Origin of the sequence: Roseivirga thermotolerans, from assembly GCF_014653175.1 — a bacterium.
In the GTDB taxonomy this organism is placed as follows: Bacteria; Bacteroidota; Bacteroidia; order Cytophagales; family Cyclobacteriaceae; genus Roseivirga; species Roseivirga thermotolerans.
Window position 1 is genome coordinate 118,607 of the sequence record NZ_BNAG01000002.1, and the last position, 22,013, is coordinate 140,619.

The window sequence follows — 22,013 nt, forward strand, 5'->3', positions numbered from 1 at the left end:
CGTATAGGAGGGAATGCCCGTCTTTCACAACAGAATAACTGGGAGATCCGATTTCTACCTGCGCGGGAATGACAGCAGAAACAAAGTCTACTTCTTCCTCACACTCTCCAGCATGGAATCCATATCAGATTTTGTGTAGACTTTACCTTGAAGCACCATGCTGCTGATGCTTTGAGTATTGCTAATGTCTTCCAGCGGATTATCATTCAGAATGAGTAAATCTCCTGATTTGCCTGCCTTCAGGCTTCCGTAGAAATCATTCACTTCCAGAAACTTGGCTCCGTTAATAGTTGCGGCCTTAAGGGCCTCAATTTCCGGCAGACCGGCATCGACCAAAGCCTTCAATTCCCCATGCAACGATTGGCCGGGGTACACATAGCTATTGGAGGCACCGCAGTCTGAGCCGGCCAGCAGCTGAACTCCTGCCTTGTGTAGCTTAGGCACAAGGTTTATGAAGGTATTGTTCAGATCAATACGCATTTGAGTGAACGCTTCATTGGCACTCAGCGCGCTACGAATTCGCCCCTGATAGGTGGCAATAATACCGTTTCCTATGTAGTTCAGATACTCATCATTAGAGTGGTCTACCTCTTTGAGGTAAGTCAATGTGTTGCCAATAAAAAGGGTGGGGGTAACATAGGTGTTGTGGTTGCGCAACAGATTGAATGTTGTTTGTTCCTGAGCTTCACCGGTAGAGGCCATCAGCCGATTCATAGAGCCCCAAAAGCTGGCTTTTCCGGCAATCACATCATTTGTTACTTCCTGTTCTTCTGCCGATGTGCCCTTTAGCACATAATATAGATGTTCGATTGAGCCGAGTCCTGCTTCCACCGCTTCATTAAGCATTACCGTAAATGGCATATGACCGGAGGTTTTAATGCCGCGTTTTTGTGCTTCTTCTAATATCCACAGGTAAGCATCGCGTGAAATGCGGCTGTCATAGAGCTTGATAAAATCAACGCCCATGCTGGCGAGTGAATCTACTGCCTTTGCAGCCTCAGCTTGTGTGGTAACGGAAATAGAGCCCGCCCAAGTTGCTCCCGGCCCGTCCAGCTTCGGACCCGAAGTAAAGATTTTAGGGCCTATCATGGTTCCCTCTTTAATAGCCTTCTGCCAGTCAAATATCTGGTGCGTCATATCGCCTCCGGCTTCGCGCACCCCGGTTATGCCATTGGCTGTAAATAGTGGAATCAAATTCTTGTTTTCCTCAATGAGTTCTTCGCCACCCCTAAAATGAATGTGCATATCCCAAAGCCCCGGGATTACAAATTTCCCATCGGCCTCTATCGTCTGCGTAGCATTGTACTTTCTTGAGTAATCGTCAGAGATGAAGGCAATGGAGCCTTCTTTTATGCCAATCATACGATCGCTAAGTATTTCACCACTTTCCACATCTATTACTTCCGCATGAGTAATAAGAATGTCTACCGCTTCTTTGGGTTGACATGAATATATAGCAAGAGCAAAGAGTAAGAGAAGAACGCTGGATTTCATAAGGCTTGTTTTCTTAAAAGTAATTGAATTCCCTTTTCTATTCAGATTGATTTTTTTGAATGGAAGGAACTATCATTCCCACGTAGGTGGGAGTCCACATTGGTTGGTAATATTTCTGAAATCCCGTGCAGGCCTGCGGATTGCAGGCGTGCTGCTATGGCGTTAGAAGGAGAATTTGCGGTAATCCTTACAAAGATTTAGTTCTGAATAACTAGTTTCAAATCCATGTTCAAGGTCATTCTTCGTTTTGGGTTGATAATAGCCGCTTTGTTGATTCTCTTTCAGCTAAGCAGGATGTCGCTATTGATTCCGGATATGTCCTCAGATCTTATTCTGGGTTTAGTGGGTGCCGCGTTTATAGGTTTGGGTATTTATTTAGGGCTTAAGTTCAGAAAGGTGGAAATCGTGGAGGTTGGGACGGTGATTGAAATTGATGAGCAGCAGATCGAAGCCCTCGGGCTCACTGAAAGGGAAATGGAAGTGCTCCGGCTTATTGCCAGCGGGCTTTCTAATGTAGAAATTGGAGAGAAGCTCTTTGTTTCGGAAAACACCGTCAAAACTCATGTATCTAATCTGTTTGTCAAGCTCGATGTGAAGCGCAGAACTCAGGCAGTTACCAGAGCTAAAGAGTTGAGGATAATAGAGTAGTACACTTTCTACTTTCTCTTTTTTGGGGGCTATGGCTAATCTCACTGGATGGCTTAAGGAATAGACACAGAGGGTGGCCACGAAACAGAAATCAATCAAAGATTCACTAATTTCATACAAAAGTATGAGTCCCATTGCTCGCAAAACCGACTGTTTTGGCTGAAAAAAAAGTGAACAAATGAAAAATCTCATTATCAAATTCGGATTGATTGGTGGCCTTTTAATGGTCGGTTTTGGCTTTGTATCTGTTGCGCTTGTGGGCACTGCAGAAGGAGGGTACGCATTGGGAGAAATTATTGGCTACGCCTCCATTCTGGTGGCTATGTTGCTAATTATTGTGGCTCAGTTGAATTACAGAAAGGAGCAGGGAGGGCTGCTTTCATTCAGTGAAGCTTTTAAAATTGGTTTGGGAATCTCCTCTATTGGTGGTTTGGCCTTTGGCTTGTATAATGCCGTGTATGTGTTGTGGATTGATCCAGACTTTATGAGAAATTATTTTGCTTACACGGAGAATATTCAAATTACAGACCCTTCGTTCGAAGCGAAATATCAGGTCCATCTGGATAGTTATGGCTTTTTTGCTTCTACTTTTGGGCAATCACTGCTTATGTTTCTTACCGTATTTCTAATTGGTTTTGTAATTAGTATTATTGGAGGATTGCTTTTGCAGCGAAAACAAACCTTAAAAACCACATAGCCCTTGGGTCGATTTATTCTTACACTATCATTTTTTGCCGTTCTGACCTTGACTAAAGCTCAGAACGGTAGTTATTTACAGGAGGTAAAGGCCTGGCAGGAAGAACTAAATAAAGAATACCTTGACCCCAACAAGTCTCCCTTAACCGAGCAACAGAGACGAAGTTTTCAAGGGCATCGGTTTTATCCCATACAAGAGAAATATAGAGTTATAGCTCGCTTCGAGCCAACGCCCGACTCGAAGCCCTTTCCATTAGGCACCAGCAAGGGTACTACCAAAGTATATAAGAGAATAGGTGTCCTTCATTTTCAACTTGATGGTGAGGACTATACACTGGAGGCGTATGTAGAACAGAGAAGGTTCAGTTTACCCGGTCAGCCAATTTATGTATTCCTTCCTTTGGTGGATGAAACTACAGGTAATGAAACCTATGGAGCAGGACGATATATGCATTATGAGGGAATCCCGGAAGGAACGGAGTGGGTGATAGACTTCAACAAACTCTACAATCCGTATTGTGCCTATAGCGACAACTATGAGTGCCCCAAAGTGCCCGAAGCGAATTATCTGCCCATTAAGATTGAGGCCGGAATAAAGGGGTATTAGAAGTATCGGGGAAATCGTATGGCCACCGAGGTCTATTGAGATGTGTTATTATATTTTCAGAAATTATTGAAAATAAAAAAAATATCATTATCTTAGCACCATGCAATACGATAAAGCGAAAGATCAGTTTATTCAAGCTTGGGGTACATTAGGGTCCGCTTGGGGAATTAATAAGGCTATGGGGCAGATTCACGCACTTCTGCTGATTACTGAAGAAGCTTTGACCACTGAGGACATAATGGAAGAGCTTAAGATTTCCAGGGGCAATGCCAATATGAATCTAAGGTCTTTGATGGACTGGGGCATTGTACAGAAAGTCTTGAAACCGGGGGAGAGGAAAGAGTATTTTACTACCGGGAAGGATATTTTGGAACTGGCCAGACAGGTATCGAGAGAAAGGAGAAGGAGAGAGATTGAGCCGGTAATGAGAGTTTTAAATGAAGTGCAAGAAGTGGAGGGCAATACACCTCAGGTGGAGCATTTCAAAAAAGTAACAGGAGACTTATCAGGCTTTACCAAACAAGTGGATGGTGCCCTAGATAAGTTTATTCGCTCTGATAAAAACTGGTTTTTTCAGGTTTTAATGAAGTTGATGAGATGATAGAGAGGGTGCTAATTTTTTCTATGAATCTCTTCTTATGCTTAATTGCGTATCTGATCTATCTTGGGTCAGAGGGTGAAATGTTCTTTGGTCTAATTGGTTTAATGGGTTTTGCTTTGTTGCAGCCAATGGCCACATTCGGATTGAGGCGCACGACTAAGTCGGCAGGCCGAAAGTTTGTGATCTGTAATAAAGTATACTGGTTAATGTCAGCCATTTGTGTGTTAGCAATCACCATAGTGCTCTTGTTTGAGATTAAGATTATCGCGCATTTGTTCGTTCTCTTTCCTATCAGTATAGCTGTTTATCAACAGGTCAATTTGACTCTTCAGGCTTATTGGAGTAAAAAAATTTAATAATGATTTTCAAAAAATATTGAAAATAATAAAAATATGGAAAGTTATAGAATATACATCAACACACATCTAATAGCATTATTGGCTATTATTTTAATTATCGCAACGGTGTTGGTAAGTGGAGAAGTATCTTATTTCTATCTACTTGCTCTTGTACAAATGCCGTTGGCCTTTATTCAGCATCTCACAGGCATTCATTTTATTACAAGCCAGAGAACGCGGTCTGCCAGAATAACTAAAGGATTCAGGCTTTACTGGATTTTATCCATTGGCTATTGGTTGGGCTTATTTGTTCTCTATGAGTATATCAATACTGGGCGGTGGTTAATGGATATTTACCTTTTTGCTATCAGTTGGCCTATACCTATTTACCAATACTGGTTGGTGAAGAACTCCTATAACGACAGACTGGCTTATGATGTCACAAAACCAGGAGGGCAATGAAGAAGGTTGTTATTTTTGGAGGTTCCGGCTTTTTGGGCTTGTCTCTGGCCGATTATTTAGAGACAAAAGGCTTTGTGCCGATACTCATTGCAAGGCATCATATAGATACGCCTTACCGGCTTATTTTGTGGGATGGCTATTCCATTGGTAGTTGGTGTAGTCAACTAGAAGGAGCTGAAGCCGTGGTGAACTTTGCCGGGAAAAGTGTAAACTGCCGCAAAACACCAGATAACCGCGACCTCATTCTTCGATCGAGGCTCGAGGCCACAGAGGCTATCGGTGAGGCGCTTAAGCGGCTCAAAAAGCCTCCTAAGGTTTGGGTACAAATGTCTACGGCTCACATTTATGGAGATCCGCCAACCAGAAGATGTAATGAGAATTCAATAACCGGAGTAGGATTGGCTCCAGAGGTAGGAAGAGCCTGGGAGCAAAAGTTTCGGGTTATGAAGCCTGATTCGGTGAGGGGTATTGTTTTGCGAACAGGCTTTGTACTCGGTGCATCGGGTGGTGCTTACAAAGAACTGAAAACCCTGGTTAGACTTGGTTTTGGCAGCGCAATAGCTTCTGGTAAGCAGGGGATGAGTTGGATTCACCAAAGGGACTTCAATCGAATTGTATTTCAGGCAATAGTCAACGATTATTACTCAGGAGTCTACAATGTAACTTCACCTTATCCCTGTTCCAATGCCGAACTAATGAAACAACTTAGAAAAGTATTGGGATGGCCTATTGCCATTCCATTACCCACATGGGCATTGCGCATCGGAGCTAGATGGATACTGAAAACTGATGAGGAACTGGCAATATATGGCCGCTACGTTATTCCCGAAAAATTATTAGTTCAAGGATTCAGGTTTCGGTTTACAAAAATACAGGATGCGCTTCTGGATATTGTAGCAACTACTTCTAAATCCTAAACAATGGCACGATTAACTTTTAAAGATTTCTGGAGGAATAAAAGCTTTAGAATAAGTATAGTTCAGACCCTCTTCTTTATGGGCTGGGGCATGGTTTTTTTGCACTACAACATAGTAGAGTATGCCTGGGTAATGTTTCTTGTGTTTCCGATCATTTTAGGTTTAAGTCTGGGCGTATTGCCTAGTACATCATCGGTGGTTAAGGGTTTGCTTGTAGCCATGCTCATATTCTTTGTGTTCTGCATTGTTTCTGGACTGGAAGGACTCATATGTACGGTCTTCCTAATACCTCTCATCTTGCCTCCGGTATTTTTGGGGTTTATTATTGCCCATCTTTTTAAACAGTATCGGTTGTTAAGTCGCAAATCCGAGTTATCTATTCGGCTATCTCCTTTACTGGTACTACTTCTATTGGGGCCACTAGAACATTTCACTCTTCAAAATGATAAGACAGTTAACTCCGTTTCGACTCAGATAATTTTGCCTTACCCACCAACAGAAGTTTTTCATGCCATTAAGTCTATCGACACCCTCTATGGCCCTAAACCCTTCTTAATGCAACTGGATTTACCGGTTCCTCACAAATGCATCCTCGAAAGAGAAGAGGTGGGTGCTTACAGGATTTGCTACTTTGAAGGAGGGAAGATTGTGGAGGAAATCACAATGTTTGAGCCCGGCAAACTGCTTGCAATGGATGTAATTGACTATGAGCTAACGGGTAGGCGTTGGTTAGGTTTTAAAGAAGCCATTTATACATTCGATAGCCTGACTACCGGACAAACAAGACTCACACGAACAACTACCTACACTTCTGAGTTATATCCACGAGCCTATTGGAAGCCTTTTGAAAAAGAGGGCATACAACAGGAACACCACTATGTGTTTGAGAATTTAAGAAGAAAGCTGGGCGACAGAGGACACTAATGTCAACTTCTACTTAAACCATACAGATATTTTTAAGATATTGAAAGTCCTCTACATCTCTCAGTACATATGTTAGAATTGTTCAGACACGTTTTTGATAGCAATTTCATGCCTCATGGGCATTGCTATTTTTGGGAAAAAGAAATACTCATCCCTATTGTTATTGGAGACGGCCTGACCTTCATATCCTATATGCTCATCCCTGTAGTATTGTGGAGGTATGTGAAGGCGCGGAATGACCTAAAGTTTTCTTTTGTATTCAAGGCCTTTGCAGCCTTTATATTCTTTTGCGGCATTGGCCACCTCGTAGACATAGTAAACATTTGGGAGCCTTACTATCGGGTAAGCGCCATCACAAAAATGTGCACGGGCCTGGTTTCACTCGGTACTATTGTTCTGCTCTTTAAGTTTTTTCCAAAAGCCCTTAAAATTGGTCTTCCGGGCCAGGTAGAACAGATTAACAAAGAGCTCAAGCGCCAAAACCATGAGTTAGAAGAACTCAATGATTTCTACAACGACACCATGAAGACCGTTCGGTTAGGCTATTGGCATTTGGACCTTAGAAACAATGAATTGTTTTGGAGCCCTGTAGTGTATGAAATACACGAAATGGAGCCCGGTACTCCAGTTAGTGTAGAGAGTGCCATTAGCTACTATCATCCAGACCATATTCATTTAATCACAGGAGTTGTTCAGGAGGCTATTGAATCGGGAAAACCCTTTGACCTTGACCTAAAGCTCATAACGGCCAAGAAGAATGTGATTTGGGTAAGGGCCATTGGCAAAACGGTATATGAGAAAGGAAAAGCTATCAGGCTCAAAGGACTTTTTCAAGACATTAACGAGAGCAAATTGCGCGAACAGCGACTTTTAGAAAGCGAGTCTGCACTTAATGAGGCCGAAACTATAGCCAAAGTAGGTAGCTGGCGATGGTATGTAGATAAGGATGAGCACTATTGGTCCGATGAACGTTTCCGCATTTTGGGCTATCATCCCAATGAAATTGAACCATCGCTAAAGGCATCTTTTCAGTTGATTCATTCAGATGATAGAGAGAGTGTGCAACAAATGGTTGAACAGGCCATTGCTGAGAGGGCTCCTTATGAGATTCGGTATAGAATTAAGACAAAAGATGGTCAGCATAAGGTGCTCATCGACAAGGGAGTGCCTTCAGAAGACAAATACTCTGACGAAACCCTGTACCTCGGGGTGGTAAGAGACATCACCGAAGAACATACCCGAGAGAGAGAACTTCAGGAATCGCTACAAGCTCTGGAACGTTCTAATAGAGAGCTGCAAGACTTTGCCTATGTGGCTTCACACGATTTACAAGAACCTTTGCGGGTTATAACCAGTTATTTGCAATTACTGGAAATTGGGCATGCCGAAAAGCTGGACGATGAAGCCAGGCACTTTATACAAAGCATTATTAAGGCTTCTGCCCGCATGAAGAACCTCATCAACGATTTGCTCACCATTTCTAAACTAGATACATCTCCTAAAGAAATCGAGCCCGTAGACCTCAACGAGGTTTTAAAAATTGTGTGCGATAACCTCGAGTTTTCTATCAATGAGTCCGATGCTCAAATAGTATACGACAACTTGCCTACTGTAGAAGGCGATAGGAGCAGGCTGGAGCAGTTGTTCCAAAACCTAATGAGCAACGCCATTAAGTTCCGCAGGCATGATGTACAACCCAGGGTAGAAATCACAGCCACCGAAAAGGGACAAAAATTCAGGATTGCTGTAAGCGATAACGGCATTGGCATAGAGTCGAAGTATACGGAGCGAATTTTTACCATCTTTCAGCGACTTCACTCCAGAGACGAATACGATGGTACAGGCATTGGTCTGGCTATTTGCAAGAAAATTGTGGAAAGCCATGGCTCAACATTTACAGTAGAGAGTGAGGTAGGAAAAGGAACAAGTTTTATTTTTGATCTAAAGCCTGTAAATAAATGAAAGAACTCCACATTTTGCTGGTAGAAGATAGCCCGGAAGATGTAATGCTCACCAAGTTAGCCTTCGACCGGTCGAAGGTTCCAACCTCCATTACGGTAGCGGTGAACGGAGAGGAATGTTTGGCTTATCTAAGGCAGCAGGGTGAATATGCCAAATCGCCCTTGCCCGATCTCATTTTGCTCGACCTTAACATGCCCAAAGTCAATGGTAAACAGGTATTAGAAGCCGTTAAATATGATGATAAGCTAAAGCACATACCCATTATTGTACTCACCACAAGCCTGGCCGAACGAGACATAGAAGATAGTTATAAGAGACACGCCAACAGCTACTTGGCCAAACCCATGGACTTTAATGAATTTATTGCTCTGGTAGAGCACATAGAACAGTTTTGGTTCGATATGGTGAAGCTTCCTAAAAACGATTAATAAGCTTTTCTTATATTGCCTCATGAACCAACGGCCTGAACACTAGGTTTTTAGGTGAACAGATTCAACCTTTGAGATTATTATGGGCAAAGTAAGAGTACTCTTAGCCGATGATCAGACTGTAATACGCGATGCACTCAGTACCTATTTTCTCAATGATGATAGAATTAAAGTGGTTGCGGTAGCCGAAAACGGTCACGATGCACTACAAAAAACAGAGCAGTTTAGTCCCGATGTGGTATTAACAGATTTAAATATGCCGGTGCTTAGCGGGCAAGAGCTATCCGTTAGGCTCAGGCAATTGTATCCTTCCGTAAAGGTAATTGTACTCACCATGATCAACGAAGATCGGCACGTAAAGAAAGCCCTTTCTACCGGGGTAGATGGCTATGTGCTGAAAAACTCTGAGAAGAGCGAGCTTCGGGCGGCTATCTTACAAGTGATGAGCGGAGAGTGCTACTTTAGCCCGCAAATCTCTCATAAAATAATGAACAATCTGGCCAGTAGAATAAAGAAGGAACATGTGGTGGTAGAAATGCCACTTTCCTTGCGAGAAAAAGAGATTCTAAGGCTAATTGTTCAGGAATATAGCAATAGCGAAATTGCCAACGAACTGCTAATAAGCACAAAAACTGTAGATGCACACAAAAGAAACCTCATGGAAAAAACAGGTTCTAAAAACCTTATTGGGTTAGCCATATATGCGGTAGAAAAAGGGCTGGTCTGAACTCTAATTCTCTAAATTTTTAGGAAAAGACACAAATACGTTAGTGCCCTGCCCCGGTTTGGTATCTAGCTCTATGGTGCCTCCCAGCGAATTGACACGGCTCTCAATACTATAAAGGCCAAAGCAGTTTTTACTTTCCAGTGTGTTGGTCTTGTCGAATCCTACACCATCATCTTCCACCATTAAAAGTAAGTATTCTGGATATTCAATGAGCTGAACAAAGAGGGTATTAGCCTCAGAGTGCTTAAGCGCGTTGTTTACTAGTTCCTGAACAATGCGGTAAAGAGTGAGCTTTAGTTTTTCTTCCGGTTCTTTTTCCAGGCTGGCCACAAACTCAAACTTTATATCGCAAGCCTTTTCAATATCTTCGATTAGCCCCTCCAGTGCATCAGTAAGTGGCATGTCGGCAATAGACCTTGGCATGAGCGAGTGCGATATATTTCTAATCTCATCGATGGTAGAAGCCAGGTTGGTCGTACACTTTTCATAGTGCTTTAGCGTATCCTCATCCGTTTTTTTAAGCCACTGCCGCAAAACACCCAGGTTTAACGAGACAGCCGTAAGGCTTTGTACCACACCATCGTGAAGTTCCTTGGCTATTCTCGATCGTTCTTTATCCTGTGCCTCCAGCACGGAGTCTAGCAAACGCTCTTTAGCCCGTTCGTTTTCCAGTTTTAACCGGTGCCGCTCTATACCATACTCAATTGATTTTTCCAGCAAGCGAGGGTCATATTCTCCTTTAACCAAATAGTCTTGAGCCCCCTGTTTAATCAGTTGCTTTGCTAAGCTAACATCAGAAAAGCCTGTAAGTATAATTATGGGAGTGCTCGATACATTTCTTTTGATCAACTGAAAGCTATCTACCCCTTGTGAGTCTGGGAGCGACAGGTCTAGCAGAATAACATCTGGTTTTGCATTGTCTAATTTTTCCAGTGCAGTAGAAATGCGCGCAGCCTCTTCCACCTTCCAGTAATTGGTGGTACTGAACGACAGAAATTCCTTTATCAGGAATCGGTCGTCTAGGTTATCTTCAATGAGTAATACTTTCCTTTGATTCATTGAAACGGGCTATTCTTGTTTAGGTAAAATGGCTACACTAGACCAGAAGTTGGTGATCCTATTCACCATAGAGGTTAGGTCGCTTAAGTTGTCTGGCTTATTAATAAAACAATTGGCGTATTTTGCATAGCTATCTCTGACAGCCGAATCGGCCTGCATAGAGGTTAGAACTATCACAGGAATGGTTCTAAAGCGGTCATCAGTTTTTACAAAATCTAAAAAACCAATACCACTCTCTTTAGGAAGGGTCAAATCCAGCATTATTAGGTTAGGTTTGCTCACATGCTCATAGCCCCCTTCTTTCTCCAAGTAGTGCATGGCTTCCTGCACACTGCCCACAACAGCAATGCTCGCCTTAGCGGAGTTATCTTCAATACTCCTTACAATTAATTCGGCATCTCGCGCGCTGTCTTCTAACAGAAGTATATCCAGTTCGCTATGTTTTGGTCTCAATAGGCTCATCGGTAAACTATTTTCCTGAATTAAGGCTCTTTTCCGTATCCAAGAGTGGTATTGAATGTGGGTAGTGAAGTATATTTTGGCGAAAAGCCGAAATTATTCTCTTAATCACTGAATATATAAATCTAAAATATGATTTTGATACACCCAAGTTGTATTAAAAATATTAATAAAGAAGAGTTGGTAGCAGGCACGGAAAAATAATCTTCTTATTCATGCGTGCCATCCTCAATTTGGTGAGTGTATATTGAGTTGAGACAGTAAATTAGTCAGCGAATTGGTAGAAAAGAAATGTTACTACATATAAATATATAACCTTGTAAATAATTCTATTTACAGGTAGGTGAAACCCTTAAAGTGTTATAAGCGAATCGCGGAAATTCGATGTTTCTACCTCTAAAATCTAATCATTCCTAAAGAAATGCTCTCGCAAGTCAGTAGTTTCGAGTCTCTATTGGTAGAAGGTATTGAGGATGAAAGGCAGTTATTTTACAGAAGGCAACGAGCAGCAGGCATATCATAAATCGGACAGCAAGCAGGCATTGGAGCGTCAAATTGCTAAAATGCATGAGCTGGGCGAAATTTTAAAACGATGGAACCCTGTATTGCTGACGGCTTCTGACCTACTGGAGGCTTTGAAAAGCAGGTTTTCTACCACTCTCGTGACAGCTCCTGCCAACGCCTATATAGTTACCGATGGCCTTAGACTGGGTATATGCCTCGAACAGATTTGCGAACTCATACAGCTTAGGGTGAGCCAACCATGCCAGCCCGTTATGTCTATGGACGATTATACGCTGCTAATGCGCTGGAAGACCCAGGAACCTAATGTGCTGGAAAACTCCATGACCGCCTCGTTCGTTTTCGATTTTCTTAAACAAAAAGGAGCTACAGTGTCTATAGCTCCCGAAGAAATCTCTGTGGCTTTTAAACTACAGCAAAAGTAGTTTACTATTGCAAAGAGCAGCTTCCATTAAAATCAGAAGCATCGAAGAAAGTGCTGGCACGTCCTTTCAAGGCACCTCTTTTGGCCTCAATGGTTAGTTGATTGCTGCCGCTGCGTTTGGGAGAGCAATATTCCAATAAGTAATAACTGTTGGCTCTACCGTTTATCAGGTCTCCAATTTCCTTGAACTTATCGAGCAACTCTCCAATGTTTACGGCAGAAACAAAGCTGGTTTTTCCAATGGCTCTTAGCACGCTTTCGTCTATCTCTTGTCCTAGTCCTATGGTGTAAATGGCCATGTCCGCATCGGCCTTCTTAACTGCTTCCAGAGCCTGGCCTTTGGTAGCCCGATTGGCCTGGTCGGTTCCATCGGTAAAGATGACCACCGCGCTTGAGGCTATCTGATCCTGATTACGGGTTTGAGAGAGTTTTTGCGCGGCTACTTGAATGCCCTGAATCACCGCTCCGTATAAGTTGGTGGAGTTATCAGAACTCATTTGTGCATTTATTCTATCTATGGCAGCTTTAAGCGTGGCGCTATTATTAGAAGAAGCCTGCAGTTGCTTAATATTGGCGGCTCCATCGAACCACCAAATTTCCATTTTAATGGCCTGAGCAGATGGCGATCCTTCAGCAGGAACCACTTCATCGATAAAGCTCTTAGCTGCCGACTTCAGGCCGCTTAAATTCTCTCCACCCAGCACACTACCACTAAGGTCTAGCAGCAGAGTAATATGGTAATCGAACACCTGTTCGTTGGGCTGAATTTTGCGCGTAGCTTCGAACTCAGAAATCTGCGCCCCATTTTCAAAAATGGTAAAGTCACTCTCTTTTAAGCCCGCCACGCCATTACCGGCATTGTCTTGTACCCTAAAGAACACCGATACGTTGGAGGGGAGGTTGACAAACTGATCTTCAATAGTTACCATCAGGCCCGTGTCAGTGTCGTCTTTGTTGCCACAGCCGAGCAATATCATGAACATACCAAGGGCTAGGATAGATATTTTAAGGATTGAGTTTTTCATCTTCTTAGGTTAGTGGTTTATCGCAAGAACTGAGAAACTAATAGCCGTATTGTGTCGTTGACGGCATAAATCATTTATTTTTGCGGGCAGATTAAAATCAGCAATATGAAGACAACTACCACGTTACTAGGAGATTATGAGTTTGAGTCGGTAAACCCCAACGGAAATAAAGTGCTGTTGGACATGCGACCTGCCGAAAAAAAGCAGGGACAATCACCCACCGAACTGTTATTATCGGCTCTATCGGGTTGTGCTTCAGTAGATTTGGTTCAGATGCTTAAGAAACGCAAACGGACTGTAAATGGCCTTAAAGTAGAGGCGGAGGGAACCCGAAGAGAAGAGCATCCCAGAGCGTTTACTCATATTAAGCTTACCTTTATTCTCCAGTCGCCCGATGCTACCCAGGAGGAATTTGAAAAACTGGGTCATATGGCAGCTACAAAGTACTGCTCCGTAGCAGGCACACTCAACTGTCAGGTAGACCACTTCTTTGAAATCGTAAGGGATTAAGCCTTGGCTTTTTCTAAGCCGGGCTTTACCAAGCCGTACTCTATAAGTTGAGCCAATAGGTGACCTTAATAACCAATGCCCGGTTTTTATTTCTGAAATCGTCAGGGAAGTAATTATCGGTATAGGCTATAAACACGTCAGAAACCGGCTTAAAGCGCCATTGAATTCTGGAGTTTATGTTCAGGTTATCGATCTGATTGTTGTATTGAATAAAGGTTGTCCAAAAAAGCTTTTTGGTAAAAGTAATATCGAACCTTGGGCCTATCAGAAACAGATCTGCACTACCGTAGGGTTCGGGTAGTCTAATACGGTTGTAGTTAAAATTCATGGTTACAAGCCCGTAAGGTAAAACCCGGTAATTAAGGTTTCCACCAAGCCCTAGCCTGTTTCCATTATAGTAGCCTCCGGCATTGGCAAATACTGTCAGGTAAAATGGCTTTCGGGTATCTCCAGAAAAGAAGGCCTCCACATTGGTATACTCGTAGTCAGTATCGGCCGGTAACCTTTCATTATTATTTCGGGTGGGGTCAAAAGCTCTAAAAAGATAAATGTAGCTTCGATTTACAGAAAGCCTGATGTTGCTGGTGTTCAACATGGCCAGTTCCAGTCCTAATGAAACTTGCGAGTCTGTGGTGCCATTGGTGTCGTTGGTATAAACCTCCGTTTCAATACCGGGACTAATGCGTTGAATAGCTCCTGAGTTGGGATAGAAATTCTTTCGGAGACTCAGAGCGCCACGCTCATAGTTGTTTCGTCTGGCAAAGCCGACTTCCGGATTGTATCCGTTGCCTACCTTTTGAGCCAAACCTTCAATTTGCCAGTTAATGGTAGAATAGAGCAGGTTGGCCGAAGCTGCAAACGAGTTTTGTGAATCATCTTTTTCGAAAGTTCTGTGATAGAAGAATTTTCCGTTCAGTGAATTATCGGCCGATGCCAGATTGTAATCCAGGCCAACCACGCGATTGAACTGATTGAAGCTTGTGTTACTCTTATTGGCAAGGTCTTGTTTGTTCACAAAAATGAGCCCTACGTTAGAGCGATTAAAAACCTTGCGCTGAAGGGCCGTAACCGTATAATTAATCTGAGGAAGGTCAATGTCGTTGATAGCAGCAGCTTGCATATTGAGCACCCCCAGCCTCCAGTTATTGTTGAGCTTGCCACTTAGACGCGCACCAAAGTTTATCTTGTTTTGCACATTTACCCCAGTATTTTCATCGCGGCTTACACCTATTCTTCTGGAGAAAAAAGGCCTGAGTCCATCGGCACCAAACTCTGAAAATAAGTCAGCGTTTTCCAGAAAAAACTGTCTTCGCTCCGGAAAAAATATTTCGAACCTGTCCAGGTTGGTCACTTGCCGATCTACCTCTACCTGAGAAAAATCGGGGTTTACCGTTATATCCAGATTAAGCGCAGGGCCCAGAGCCACTTTTGCGTCAAATCCGGCATCAAAACTCGATTCAGTACTTCGCGGTATTTGTTGCTGATCATCGCGGTTTAAATACCCTCCTTCCTTGATGGTGTTGCCCGATACATAAGGGATAACCGAAACATTGGCTCCCGGTTTTTTGGGGGCTTTATCCCAAACGAGTTTGCCTGTGTGAGCCAATGAATACAGGGCAAAATTACGCGGTACAGGGTTCCATATACTCCGCTCACCAGTGTGCGAGTCTATTCTGTATGAGTTGATGTTCCAAACCAGATTTCCTTCTTTGTACCGTATGCTTTTAAAGGGAATGGCCATCTCTACCATCCAATACCCCTCGTGTTGAGTAGCTTCACCATACCATTTGTTTTCCCAATCGAGCGAGAGGTTGCCCCGCTGGGCTCCACCATTCGAAACCAACCCTTCACGTCTAACTCCAAAGGGGTTAATGCCAAACTGAAAGGCATTGGTCAAATCATCGAACGTATCGAAAGCAATGGTGAACATATCATTGCCTGCTCCGCGAAAATCTCTTCTAAGCGAAGGGGTTACATAAGTGGCATCATCCGGAGCATACAGCTTGGCTCCTACATAAATAAAGCGGTCGTCATAGGTAAACATTAGCTCGGTTTGCGAAGAGGCCCGACTGGTATCGGTAGGGAAATTCAGCCAATAGTCACTACCTTTTTCGGCCTGAGTCCAGCTGTCTTCATTGAGCAAACCATCTATTTTTATGGGGTCTATAGCCTCTTTTATGTGAATGGTTTTAGGTTCCTGCCCCAAGAGTATTTTTGAGAAAATGAGCAGTATAAATGTGGTAATTGCTAGTTTAGACATAGAAAAAATTAGCTCAACATTAAGACATGCCAACGAAAACTGAAAGTTAGTTTTCACGTTTCTGATGAGCGGCTTAACATTTTGTTTTTTGATTGTTTTACTTCGACCTTCACTTGCATGAGAGTAGTAAGAGAATTTTTAGATAAACCATGTAAAGTGACCGTGTTTTCGTGGAATGGTAAGTATATCATTAAACTGGAGCATGGCCCATTTGAGCAGACCTTTAAAGTGAGTGAGTTTGATATGTTGGAAGAAGAGATTGAAGGCTTGTTGAATGATGATTTTTTTAACGATGCAATGAATCGGTTCGATGCAATGGGCCGTTCATTAAAAAATGCCTTGAATGCTTAATTTCGGCATCCATTGTAGTTTACACCTTAACCCAATATGATTTTTGCCCTAATCCTTTCAGGAGCAGTCATTATTGTTTTGGCCATACTTCTTTTTCGCCAAATCAGGGAGAAGAAGAAAATGATGATTGAGCGCAACCTGAATCAGAGACAAAAGGCTGCGCTTAAGCAATCGCTGGAGATGCTTATGGAGCATTCTTCAGACTTTTATTTTCGTTACAATCGGCAGGGGTATGTCAACTACGCTTCCAGCAATGTGGAACGTCTGTTAGGTTATGCCAAAAGCGATGGCGATGTGCATTTCAAAGACCTGATCACCGATAATCCCATTAATCAAACTGTTTTCAGGCATATCGATGACTTATTCAAGCTCAACTTCGACATTATAAAGCCCTACTTTCTGGAGATCTACGACAATTATGGAGATCGGCACATGCTTGAAATTTTTGAAACGCCTCATATCGATGATCATGGCAATGTAAGCTATGTAAACGCTATTGCGCGAGACCTCACGGGCATGTATAAGGCCGAAATGGAGCTTAAGGAAAGCGAAAGACAACAATCGCTAATTCTCGATGCCATTCCCGATCCCATGTTCATGATTGACAGAGAGCTGCGCTACATGGATTATAAAATTGGCAATGAGGAAGATTTGTGGTACAGGCCCAGTGAGTTTTTGGGTAAACGCATTCGCGATGTAATTCCCAGTCCGCTCAATTATGCTTTTGAAGAAGCCTGCCAGAAAGCTTTTGACTCCGGGAAATTACAAACCCTTGAATACGATTTTGGCGAAGGCGAATCGCAGCGTTTTTTCGAAGGTCGGGTCATTAAACTCAATGAGAGCCGTCTACTGGTTATTTCGCGCGATATATCTTCTAGCAAAAGGCTGGAGAAAGAGCTCCGAAAGGCTAAAGAGGCTGCAGAATCGGCCGCTCAGGCAAAGAGTAACTTTTTGGCTACCATGAGCCACGAAATCCGAACCCCCATGAATGGGGTGGTAGGGATGATAAGCCTGCTTTCGGAAACTGAAATGAGCGAAGAGCAAAAAGAATATGTGGAAACCATACAGGCTAGCAGCGATACCCTGCTTAGAATTATCAACGATATTCTGGACTATTCCAGAATAGAATCGGGCAAGCTGGCTTTTGAAGAAAACCTGTTTTACCTCAAAAAAGTGATTGATGATTCCATAGGGTTGGTAAGGTTCGAAGCCAGAAAAAAAGGGATAATTATCAACTCCATGGTCGATGAGAGCGTGCCTAATTTCATCAGAACAGACAGAGGCAGGTTGCGTCAGATTTTGCTAAACCTGCTATCCAATGCGGTAAAGTTCACAGAGCACGGTTCCATCATTCTTTCGGTTCAGGCACTGGAAACGACCGAGAGGCATGTAGAGCTTCTGTTTAAGGTGAAGGATACAGGTATTGGTATTCCGCAAAACAAATTGAACAACCTCTTCAAAGAGTTTACACAGGTCGATTCTTCGCATTCCCGCAAATTTGGAGGAACAGGCCTAGGTTTGGCCATAGTCAAGCGTTTGGTAAAAATGCTTCATGGTAAAGTTACTGTGGAGAGCGAAGTGGGAGTGGGTACTACCTTTTCTTTTTCCATCAGGGCCAAGTTGGCCGGTAAGGTTTCGGCCAAAGAGCAAATGGAAAACCCCGATGTGAAAATGGTTGAATCTACCGAAGAGTATATTGCTGAAGATTACCCATTACAAATTCTGCTGGCCGAAGACAATGCCATAAACCGTAAGCTCTCCATGCTGTTTATGGAGCGTATGGGCTATATACCCGATGTGGCTACCGATGGCCTGGAGGTAATCAAAAAAGTAAAGGAGAAAAAATACGACCTGATTCTTCTGGATATAGCCATGCCTAAAATGGATGGTTATCAGGTGGTTGAGATAATCAACAATCTGGACGAAGAGCAAAGACCTCTAATCATAGGAGTTTCGGCCAACGCTTTTAAAGGAGATATTGAGCGTGCTTTGGCAGCCGGTATGACCGCCTACCTGGTTAAACCCATTAAATTCAACGATCTCAGAGAAAAACTCATTGAAGGTTACAAGGTGATTCAAGAGGCAAAAGCTTAATTTTGCCGCATGAATTATTTCGTCACGGCCATTGGTACCGACAGTGGTAAGACATTGGTGTCGGCCATTCTGACCGAAGCCTTGAAAGCCGACTACTGGAAGCCTATACAGGCCGGATTACCTGCAGATACAGACCGGGTGAAGGAGTTAGTGAAGAATAACAAAAGCCGGTTTCATCAGGAGACCTTTCAATTAAAAACTCCGGCATCGCCTCATGCGGCAGCCCAGTTCGAACATTTGGAAATTGAACTGACGGACTTTATGCTACCAGGCGTAAATAACCGACTGGTGGTGGAAGGAGCGGGAGGAGTATTGGTACCCATTAATCAGCAAAATTTTGTAATTGAGTTGGCCAGGCAGTTAGATCTGGAAATAATTTTGGTGGCCAATCTCTATCTAGGGAGCATCAACCATACCTTGCTTACGGCCGATTTTCTGAAAAGGAATAACTACAAAGTGAAGGGCTTAATTTTTAATGGAGAGAGCAACCCTGAAAGTGAGCAAATTATAGAAAAACACACCGGCTGGCCGGTGTTGCTTCGCCTGCCAAAGTTGGGCTTAATTAATGAAGAAACGGTAAGCTACTGGGCCGAACAACTGAAGATGAATTGGTATGAATGATTGGCTAAGCAGAGATAGAGAGAGCATATGGCACCCGTTTACACCCCTCAAGGGTATGACCCGCCCGGAGATGTTGGAAAAGGGCGAAGGTGTTTACTTATACACCCATGAGGGTAAAAAGATTATGGATGTGATATCGTCATGGTGGGTCAATTTGCATGGTCATAGCCATCCATACCTGGCAAAAGCCATTGCCCGACAGGCAGAGCAGTTGGAGCATGTAATTTTTGCCGGGTTTACCCATGAACCTGCCATTCGGTTGGCTGAGCGTTTGTTGGATATACTGCCTCAAAATCAGTCTAAAATCTTCTTCTCAGACAATGGAAGCACAGCCACAGAGGTGGGCATTAAAATGGCCTTTCAGTTTTTCTACAATCAGGGAATTGAAAAGAAGAAAATAATAGCCATAGATGGTGCCTACCATGGCGATACCTTCGGGGCAATGTCAGTAGGAGACAGGGGCGCCTTTACAGCTCCTTTCGATCCATATTTGTTCGATGTGGAGTTTATTGACTTTCCGGACCAACACAGCGAAGACCAAGTGTTGCAACAGTTTGAATTGTTGGTAGCCGGGGGAGAGGTGGCTGCTTTTATCTTCGAACCTTTGGTACAGGGAGCTTCCGGCATGCGTTTCTACAGCGAGCGGTGGTTGAATAGCGCCATGGAAATAGCACAGCGCCATGGGGTGGTGTGTATTGCCGATGAGGTAATGACAGGATTCGGCCGATTGGGGAGCTTGTTTGCGGCCGATCGTTTGCAGCACAAGCCTGATATCATATGCCTGTCTAAAGGACTGACCGGTGGAGTATTGCCCATGGGAGTAACCTCTTGTACCCAGGCCATTCAGGAGGCCTACAAGAGCGATGATCTCATGAAAACATTTTTTCATGGACACTCTTTTACGGGCAACCCAATAATTTGTGCGGTAGCCAACGCTTCGCTAGACTTGCTCTTAACTCCGGAGTGTGAAGCCAACCGCCAACGAATAGCCCAAAAGCATCAGGAGTTTATGCACCGAATTAAGGGGCACAGCATGGTAAGAAATGCCCGAACCATAGGCACCATTCTGGCCTTCGACTTAAACACAGAAAGAGATAGCTCTTATTTTAATGAGGCGAGGCATCACCTTTATCCTTACTTTATAGAAAAGGGTTTACTCATCAGACCGTTAGGCAATGTTATTTACCTTATTCCTCCATACATTATTACCAATGATGAGCTGGATAGGGTATATGAAACTATTGCTGAGTTTCTGGAGCTATACCCCACGTTGAAATCAAGGATTTGAGTTGTCTATAATTCCTTTTGCATAGATGCCGTCATCTTCCAAAAAGTATTCCTCTTCTGTATAGTTGCCGGAAACAGCGGTCATTTTAAAGGAAAGGTGCCAGCTTCCGTTGTTACGCTTTTTGCCCGTAACCTCTACCGAATTAAAACGGAAAGCTTCAAAACCACAGTAGCAGGAGCGAGTATAATAAACTTCAATGTCTGAGCCTTCGCTAATATCGTTGGTATCGAATTCAAACGCTGTTAAATTTTTTGGTACCTCAACCCAAAAAACTTCGGCCACCTCATCATCAGCAATATCCGGATCATCGGGGTGAACAATTACAAACCTGAAAACTATTTTGTTGCCGGGAGTCCAGTTTACATACATACCCACATTTTCTTCAGGAGGGCTCACTTCCGATTGCTCATAAAAATAGCGAGTTACGCTTCCCGGATTTTCACTATTACAGGCTGCCAAAAGCAAAACAGAGAGTAGACCAAACAGCTTCTTCATGGCTTTCTTTTTTGTTTGTTGACACCCTTTGAAGCTTTTGGGTTGTAAAGCAATCAAACATTTAATGGCCGAAGTAGCTCGGCAGGTTGTCTAAAATGTCTTTAGACATTTCGTCTATGTTAAAGTCAGGTTGCCAGTTCCAGTCTGCTCTTGCCGCAGAGTCGTCAATACTATTGGGCCATGAGTCGGCAATTTTCTGACGAAAATCAGGAGCATATTGAATGGCAAATTCAGGAATAAACTTGCGAATAGAGTCTGCCAATTGAGCAGGAGTAAATGAAAAGGCCGAAACATTATAGCTCGATCTTACTTTTACGTGCTCTGCCGGTGCTTCCATAAGGCCTATGGTAGCTTTAATGGCATCGGGCATATACATCATGGGCAATGCGGTGTTTTCAGACAAGAAACATTTGAATGTTTCGCCAGCCAACGCCTTATGGTAAATGTCTACCGCATAGTCGGTTGTACCACCACCGGGCAAAGACTTGTAGCCAATGAGTCCGGGGTATCGCAACGACCGAACATCTACTCCATATTTCTGAAAATAATACTCGCACCAACGCTCACCGGCCTGCTTGCTAATTCCATACACCGTATTGGGATCCATTACGGTATGTTGGGGAGTCATGTCTACCGGGGTAGAAGGCCCAAAAACAGCAATTGAACTTGGCCAGTACACTTTCTTTAGGCCCTTCTCTTTGGCCAGATCAAGTACATTCAACAGGCCGGTCATATTCAGGTTCCAGGCCCACTGTGGGTTTTCTTCGCCTTTGGCACTGAGTATGGCGGCCAGATGATACACCTGCGTAATCTGGTGTTTGTCAGTAATTTCGCCCAGTTGCTGGGCATTCATTACGTCTAGTTTTTCGAAAGGAAGATGTTTTATGGATGCGCTTGGAGAAGAAATGTCTGAAGCCACCACATTGTTTTCACCAAACATTTCGGCCAACGTCAACGTGAGTTCTGAACCTAATTGCCCGCTGGCACCTATCACCAATACTTTATCCATTTCTATTTTTCGTTTGCGCTGCAATATTAATTAATAGGTATAAGATGCAAAACGTTTGCATGACCAAAGGTGATTGGAATCTGCTGTGTATA

At 43.3% G+C, this 22,013-nt stretch carries 23 protein-coding genes; 16 read left to right on the top strand and 7 right to left on the bottom strand.

The features are described 5' to 3' along the window. Window positions 1-87: 87 nt before the first annotated feature. Complete coding sequence (locus IE164_RS06455; RefSeq protein ID WP_189629400.1) at window positions 88-1,494, bottom strand: amidohydrolase family protein; 1,407 nt, start codon at window positions 1,492-1,494, stop codon at window positions 88-90. Between the two features lie 225 nt (window positions 1,495-1,719). Here IE164_RS06455 and IE164_RS18610 point away from each other — a divergent pair, with 225 nt between their 5' ends. The 10 genes from IE164_RS18610 (at window position 1,720) to IE164_RS06505 (ending at window position 9,804) form a co-directional block, all read left to right on the top strand. Next, window positions 1,720-2,142 (top strand): response regulator transcription factor, encoded by a 423-nt coding sequence (locus IE164_RS18610; protein WP_189629401.1) that lies wholly within the window; start codon window positions 1,720-1,722, stop codon window positions 2,140-2,142. A 178-nt stretch (window positions 2,143-2,320) separates the two neighbouring features. After that, window positions 2,321-2,839, top strand: coding sequence for a DUF4199 domain-containing protein (locus IE164_RS06465; RefSeq protein WP_189629402.1), 519 nt, complete (start codon window positions 2,321-2,323; stop codon window positions 2,837-2,839). A gap of 48 nt (window positions 2,840-2,887) precedes the next feature. Beyond that, entirely contained in the window at window positions 2,888-3,445 is a 558-nt protein-coding gene (locus IE164_RS06470) for a DUF1684 domain-containing protein (RefSeq protein WP_189629403.1), read from the top strand. A 100-nt stretch (window positions 3,446-3,545) separates the two neighbouring features. Beyond that, entirely contained in the window at window positions 3,546-4,046 is a 501-nt protein-coding gene (locus IE164_RS06475; RefSeq protein ID WP_189629404.1) for a GbsR/MarR family transcriptional regulator, read from the top strand. A 392-nt stretch (window positions 4,047-4,438) separates the two neighbouring features. Further along, complete coding sequence (locus IE164_RS06480) at window positions 4,439-4,846, top strand: hypothetical protein (RefSeq protein WP_189629405.1); 408 nt, start codon at window positions 4,439-4,441, stop codon at window positions 4,844-4,846. Continuing rightward, on the top strand, window positions 4,843-5,763 hold the full coding sequence (locus IE164_RS06485; protein ID WP_189629406.1) for a TIGR01777 family oxidoreductase: 921 nt from the start codon (window positions 4,843-4,845) through the stop codon (window positions 5,761-5,763). Before IE164_RS06480 ends, IE164_RS06485 begins: the two co-directional genes overlap by 4 nt. A 3-nt stretch (window positions 5,764-5,766) precedes the next feature. Continuing rightward, window positions 5,767-6,687 (top strand): polyketide cyclase, encoded by a 921-nt coding sequence (locus tag IE164_RS06490; RefSeq protein WP_189629407.1) that lies wholly within the window; start codon window positions 5,767-5,769, stop codon window positions 6,685-6,687. 69 nt (window positions 6,688-6,756) lie between these two features. Then, the gene (locus IE164_RS06495; RefSeq protein ID WP_189629408.1) at window positions 6,757-8,649 is read left to right on the top strand and encodes a sensor histidine kinase; all 1,893 of its coding nucleotides are present in this window, start codon (window positions 6,757-6,759) and stop codon (window positions 8,647-8,649) included. Then, window positions 8,646-9,077: a response regulator gene (locus tag IE164_RS06500; protein WP_189629409.1), complete on the top strand. Its 432-nt coding sequence runs from the start codon at window positions 8,646-8,648 to the stop codon at window positions 9,075-9,077. The genes IE164_RS06495 and IE164_RS06500 overlap by 4 nt, the downstream gene beginning before the upstream one ends. An 82-nt stretch (window positions 9,078-9,159) precedes the next feature. Then, entirely contained in the window at window positions 9,160-9,804 is a 645-nt protein-coding gene (locus IE164_RS06505; RefSeq protein WP_189629410.1) for a response regulator transcription factor, read from the top strand. Window positions 9,805-9,807: 3 nt separating this feature from the next. Here the strand turns inward: IE164_RS06505 and IE164_RS06510 are convergent, their stop codons facing one another. Together IE164_RS06510 and IE164_RS06515 are read right to left on the bottom strand one after the other, a co-directional pair. Further along, complete coding sequence (locus IE164_RS06510) at window positions 9,808-10,863, bottom strand: hybrid sensor histidine kinase/response regulator (protein ID WP_189629411.1); 1,056 nt, start codon at window positions 10,861-10,863, stop codon at window positions 9,808-9,810. Between the two features lie 9 nt (window positions 10,864-10,872). Continuing rightward, window positions 10,873-11,325 carry a response regulator gene (locus IE164_RS06515; protein WP_189629412.1) on the bottom strand — a complete coding sequence of 151 codons (453 nt, stop codon included), beginning with the start codon at window positions 11,323-11,325 and terminating at the stop codon, window positions 10,873-10,875. 470 nt (window positions 11,326-11,795) lie between these two features. On the opposite strand from IE164_RS06515, the gene IE164_RS06520 reads away from it, so the two are divergent. After that, on the top strand, window positions 11,796-12,269 hold the full coding sequence (locus IE164_RS06520) for a hypothetical protein (RefSeq protein ID WP_189629413.1): 474 nt from the start codon (window positions 11,796-11,798) through the stop codon (window positions 12,267-12,269). Window positions 12,270-12,273: 4 nt separating this feature from the next. Here the strand turns inward: IE164_RS06520 and IE164_RS06525 are convergent, their stop codons facing one another. Then, complete coding sequence (locus tag IE164_RS06525) at window positions 12,274-13,293, bottom strand: vWA domain-containing protein (protein WP_189629414.1); 1,020 nt, start codon at window positions 13,291-13,293, stop codon at window positions 12,274-12,276. A 105-nt stretch (window positions 13,294-13,398) separates the two neighbouring features. Between IE164_RS06525 and IE164_RS06530 the strand changes: the two genes are divergently transcribed. Then, entirely contained in the window at window positions 13,399-13,803 is a 405-nt protein-coding gene (locus tag IE164_RS06530) for an OsmC family protein (RefSeq protein ID WP_189629415.1), read from the top strand. Between the two features lie 40 nt (window positions 13,804-13,843). Here IE164_RS06530 and IE164_RS06535 read toward each other — a convergent pair whose 3' ends face one another. Then, window positions 13,844-16,063, bottom strand: coding sequence for a DUF5916 domain-containing protein (locus IE164_RS06535; RefSeq protein WP_189629416.1), 2,220 nt, complete (start codon window positions 16,061-16,063; stop codon window positions 13,844-13,846). 117 nt (window positions 16,064-16,180) lie between these two features. Here IE164_RS06535 and IE164_RS06540 point away from each other — a divergent pair, with 117 nt between their 5' ends. Genes IE164_RS06540 through bioA form a run of 4 tightly spaced genes read left to right on the top strand, consistent with a single transcriptional unit; the run spans window position 16,181 to window position 20,417 of the window. Beyond that, window positions 16,181-16,414, top strand: a complete 234-nt coding sequence (locus IE164_RS06540; protein WP_189629417.1) for a hypothetical protein — start codon at window positions 16,181-16,183, stop codon at window positions 16,412-16,414. A gap of 36 nt (window positions 16,415-16,450) precedes the next feature. Beyond that, window positions 16,451-18,508 carry an ATP-binding protein gene (locus tag IE164_RS06545; protein WP_189629418.1) on the top strand — a complete coding sequence of 686 codons (2,058 nt, stop codon included), beginning with the start codon at window positions 16,451-16,453 and terminating at the stop codon, window positions 18,506-18,508. A gap of 9 nt (window positions 18,509-18,517) precedes the next feature. Next, the gene (gene bioD / locus IE164_RS06550; RefSeq protein WP_189629419.1) at window positions 18,518-19,129 is read left to right on the top strand and encodes a dethiobiotin synthase; all 612 of its coding nucleotides are present in this window, start codon (window positions 18,518-18,520) and stop codon (window positions 19,127-19,129) included. Further along, on the top strand, window positions 19,122-20,417 hold the full coding sequence (bioA, locus tag IE164_RS06555) for an adenosylmethionine--8-amino-7-oxononanoate transaminase (RefSeq protein ID WP_189629420.1): 1,296 nt from the start codon (window positions 19,122-19,124) through the stop codon (window positions 20,415-20,417). The genes bioD and bioA overlap by 8 nt, the downstream gene beginning before the upstream one ends. Here bioA and IE164_RS06560 read toward each other — a convergent pair. Both IE164_RS06560 and IE164_RS06565 read right to left on the bottom strand, forming a co-directional pair. Then, the gene (locus IE164_RS06560) at window positions 20,406-20,912 is read right to left on the bottom strand and encodes a hypothetical protein (RefSeq protein WP_189629421.1); all 507 of its coding nucleotides are present in this window, start codon (window positions 20,910-20,912) and stop codon (window positions 20,406-20,408) included. The genes bioA and IE164_RS06560 overlap by 12 nt on opposite strands. Window positions 20,913-20,973: 61 nt before the next feature. Then, on the bottom strand, window positions 20,974-21,921 hold the full coding sequence (locus IE164_RS06565) for an NAD-dependent epimerase/dehydratase family protein (protein ID WP_189629422.1): 948 nt from the start codon (window positions 21,919-21,921) through the stop codon (window positions 20,974-20,976). Between the last annotated feature and the right edge of the window lie 92 nt (window positions 21,922-22,013).

Coding starts and splice junctions, on each gene's coding strand:
- IE164_RS06535 (WP_189629416.1), bottom strand. CDS start 16,063: ATGTCTAAACTAGCAATTACCACATTTATACTGCTCATTTTCTCAAAA.
- IE164_RS06545 (WP_189629418.1), top strand. CDS start 16,451: ATGATTTTTGCCCTAATCCTTTCAGGAGCAGTCATTATTGTTTTGGCC.
- IE164_RS06505 (WP_189629410.1), top strand. CDS start 9,160: ATGGGCAAAGTAAGAGTACTCTTAGCCGATGATCAGACTGTAATACGC.
- IE164_RS06515 (WP_189629412.1), bottom strand. CDS start 11,325: ATGAGCCTATTGAGACCAAAACATAGCGAACTGGATATACTTCTGTTA.
- IE164_RS06510 (WP_189629411.1), bottom strand. CDS start 10,863: ATGAATCAAAGGAAAGTATTACTCATTGAAGATAACCTAGACGACCGA.
- IE164_RS06500 (WP_189629409.1), top strand. CDS start 8,646: ATGAAAGAACTCCACATTTTGCTGGTAGAAGATAGCCCGGAAGATGTA.
- bioA (WP_189629420.1), top strand. CDS start 19,122: ATGAATGATTGGCTAAGCAGAGATAGAGAGAGCATATGGCACCCGTTT.
- IE164_RS06525 (WP_189629414.1), bottom strand. CDS start 13,293: ATGAAAAACTCAATCCTTAAAATATCTATCCTAGCCCTTGGTATGTTC.
- IE164_RS06490 (WP_189629407.1), top strand. CDS start 5,767: ATGGCACGATTAACTTTTAAAGATTTCTGGAGGAATAAAAGCTTTAGA.
- IE164_RS06560 (WP_189629421.1), bottom strand. CDS start 20,912: ATGAAGAAGCTGTTTGGTCTACTCTCTGTTTTGCTTTTGGCAGCCTGT.
- bioD (WP_189629419.1), top strand. CDS start 18,518: ATGAATTATTTCGTCACGGCCATTGGTACCGACAGTGGTAAGACATTG.
- IE164_RS18610 (WP_189629401.1), top strand. CDS start 1,720: ATGTTCAAGGTCATTCTTCGTTTTGGGTTGATAATAGCCGCTTTGTTG.
- IE164_RS06480 (WP_189629405.1), top strand. CDS start 4,439: ATGGAAAGTTATAGAATATACATCAACACACATCTAATAGCATTATTG.
- IE164_RS06495 (WP_189629408.1), top strand. CDS start 6,757: ATGTTAGAATTGTTCAGACACGTTTTTGATAGCAATTTCATGCCTCAT.
- IE164_RS06475 (WP_189629404.1), top strand. CDS start 3,546: ATGCAATACGATAAAGCGAAAGATCAGTTTATTCAAGCTTGGGGTACA.
- IE164_RS06520 (WP_189629413.1), top strand. CDS start 11,796: ATGAAAGGCAGTTATTTTACAGAAGGCAACGAGCAGCAGGCATATCAT.
- IE164_RS06465 (WP_189629402.1), top strand. CDS start 2,321: ATGAAAAATCTCATTATCAAATTCGGATTGATTGGTGGCCTTTTAATG.
- IE164_RS06565 (WP_189629422.1), bottom strand. CDS start 21,921: ATGGATAAAGTATTGGTGATAGGTGCCAGCGGGCAATTAGGTTCAGAA.
- IE164_RS06485 (WP_189629406.1), top strand. CDS start 4,843: ATGAAGAAGGTTGTTATTTTTGGAGGTTCCGGCTTTTTGGGCTTGTCT.
- IE164_RS06530 (WP_189629415.1), top strand. CDS start 13,399: ATGAAGACAACTACCACGTTACTAGGAGATTATGAGTTTGAGTCGGTA.
- IE164_RS06540 (WP_189629417.1), top strand. CDS start 16,181: ATGAGAGTAGTAAGAGAATTTTTAGATAAACCATGTAAAGTGACCGTG.
- IE164_RS06455 (WP_189629400.1), bottom strand. CDS start 1,494: ATGAAATCCAGCGTTCTTCTCTTACTCTTTGCTCTTGCTATATATTCA.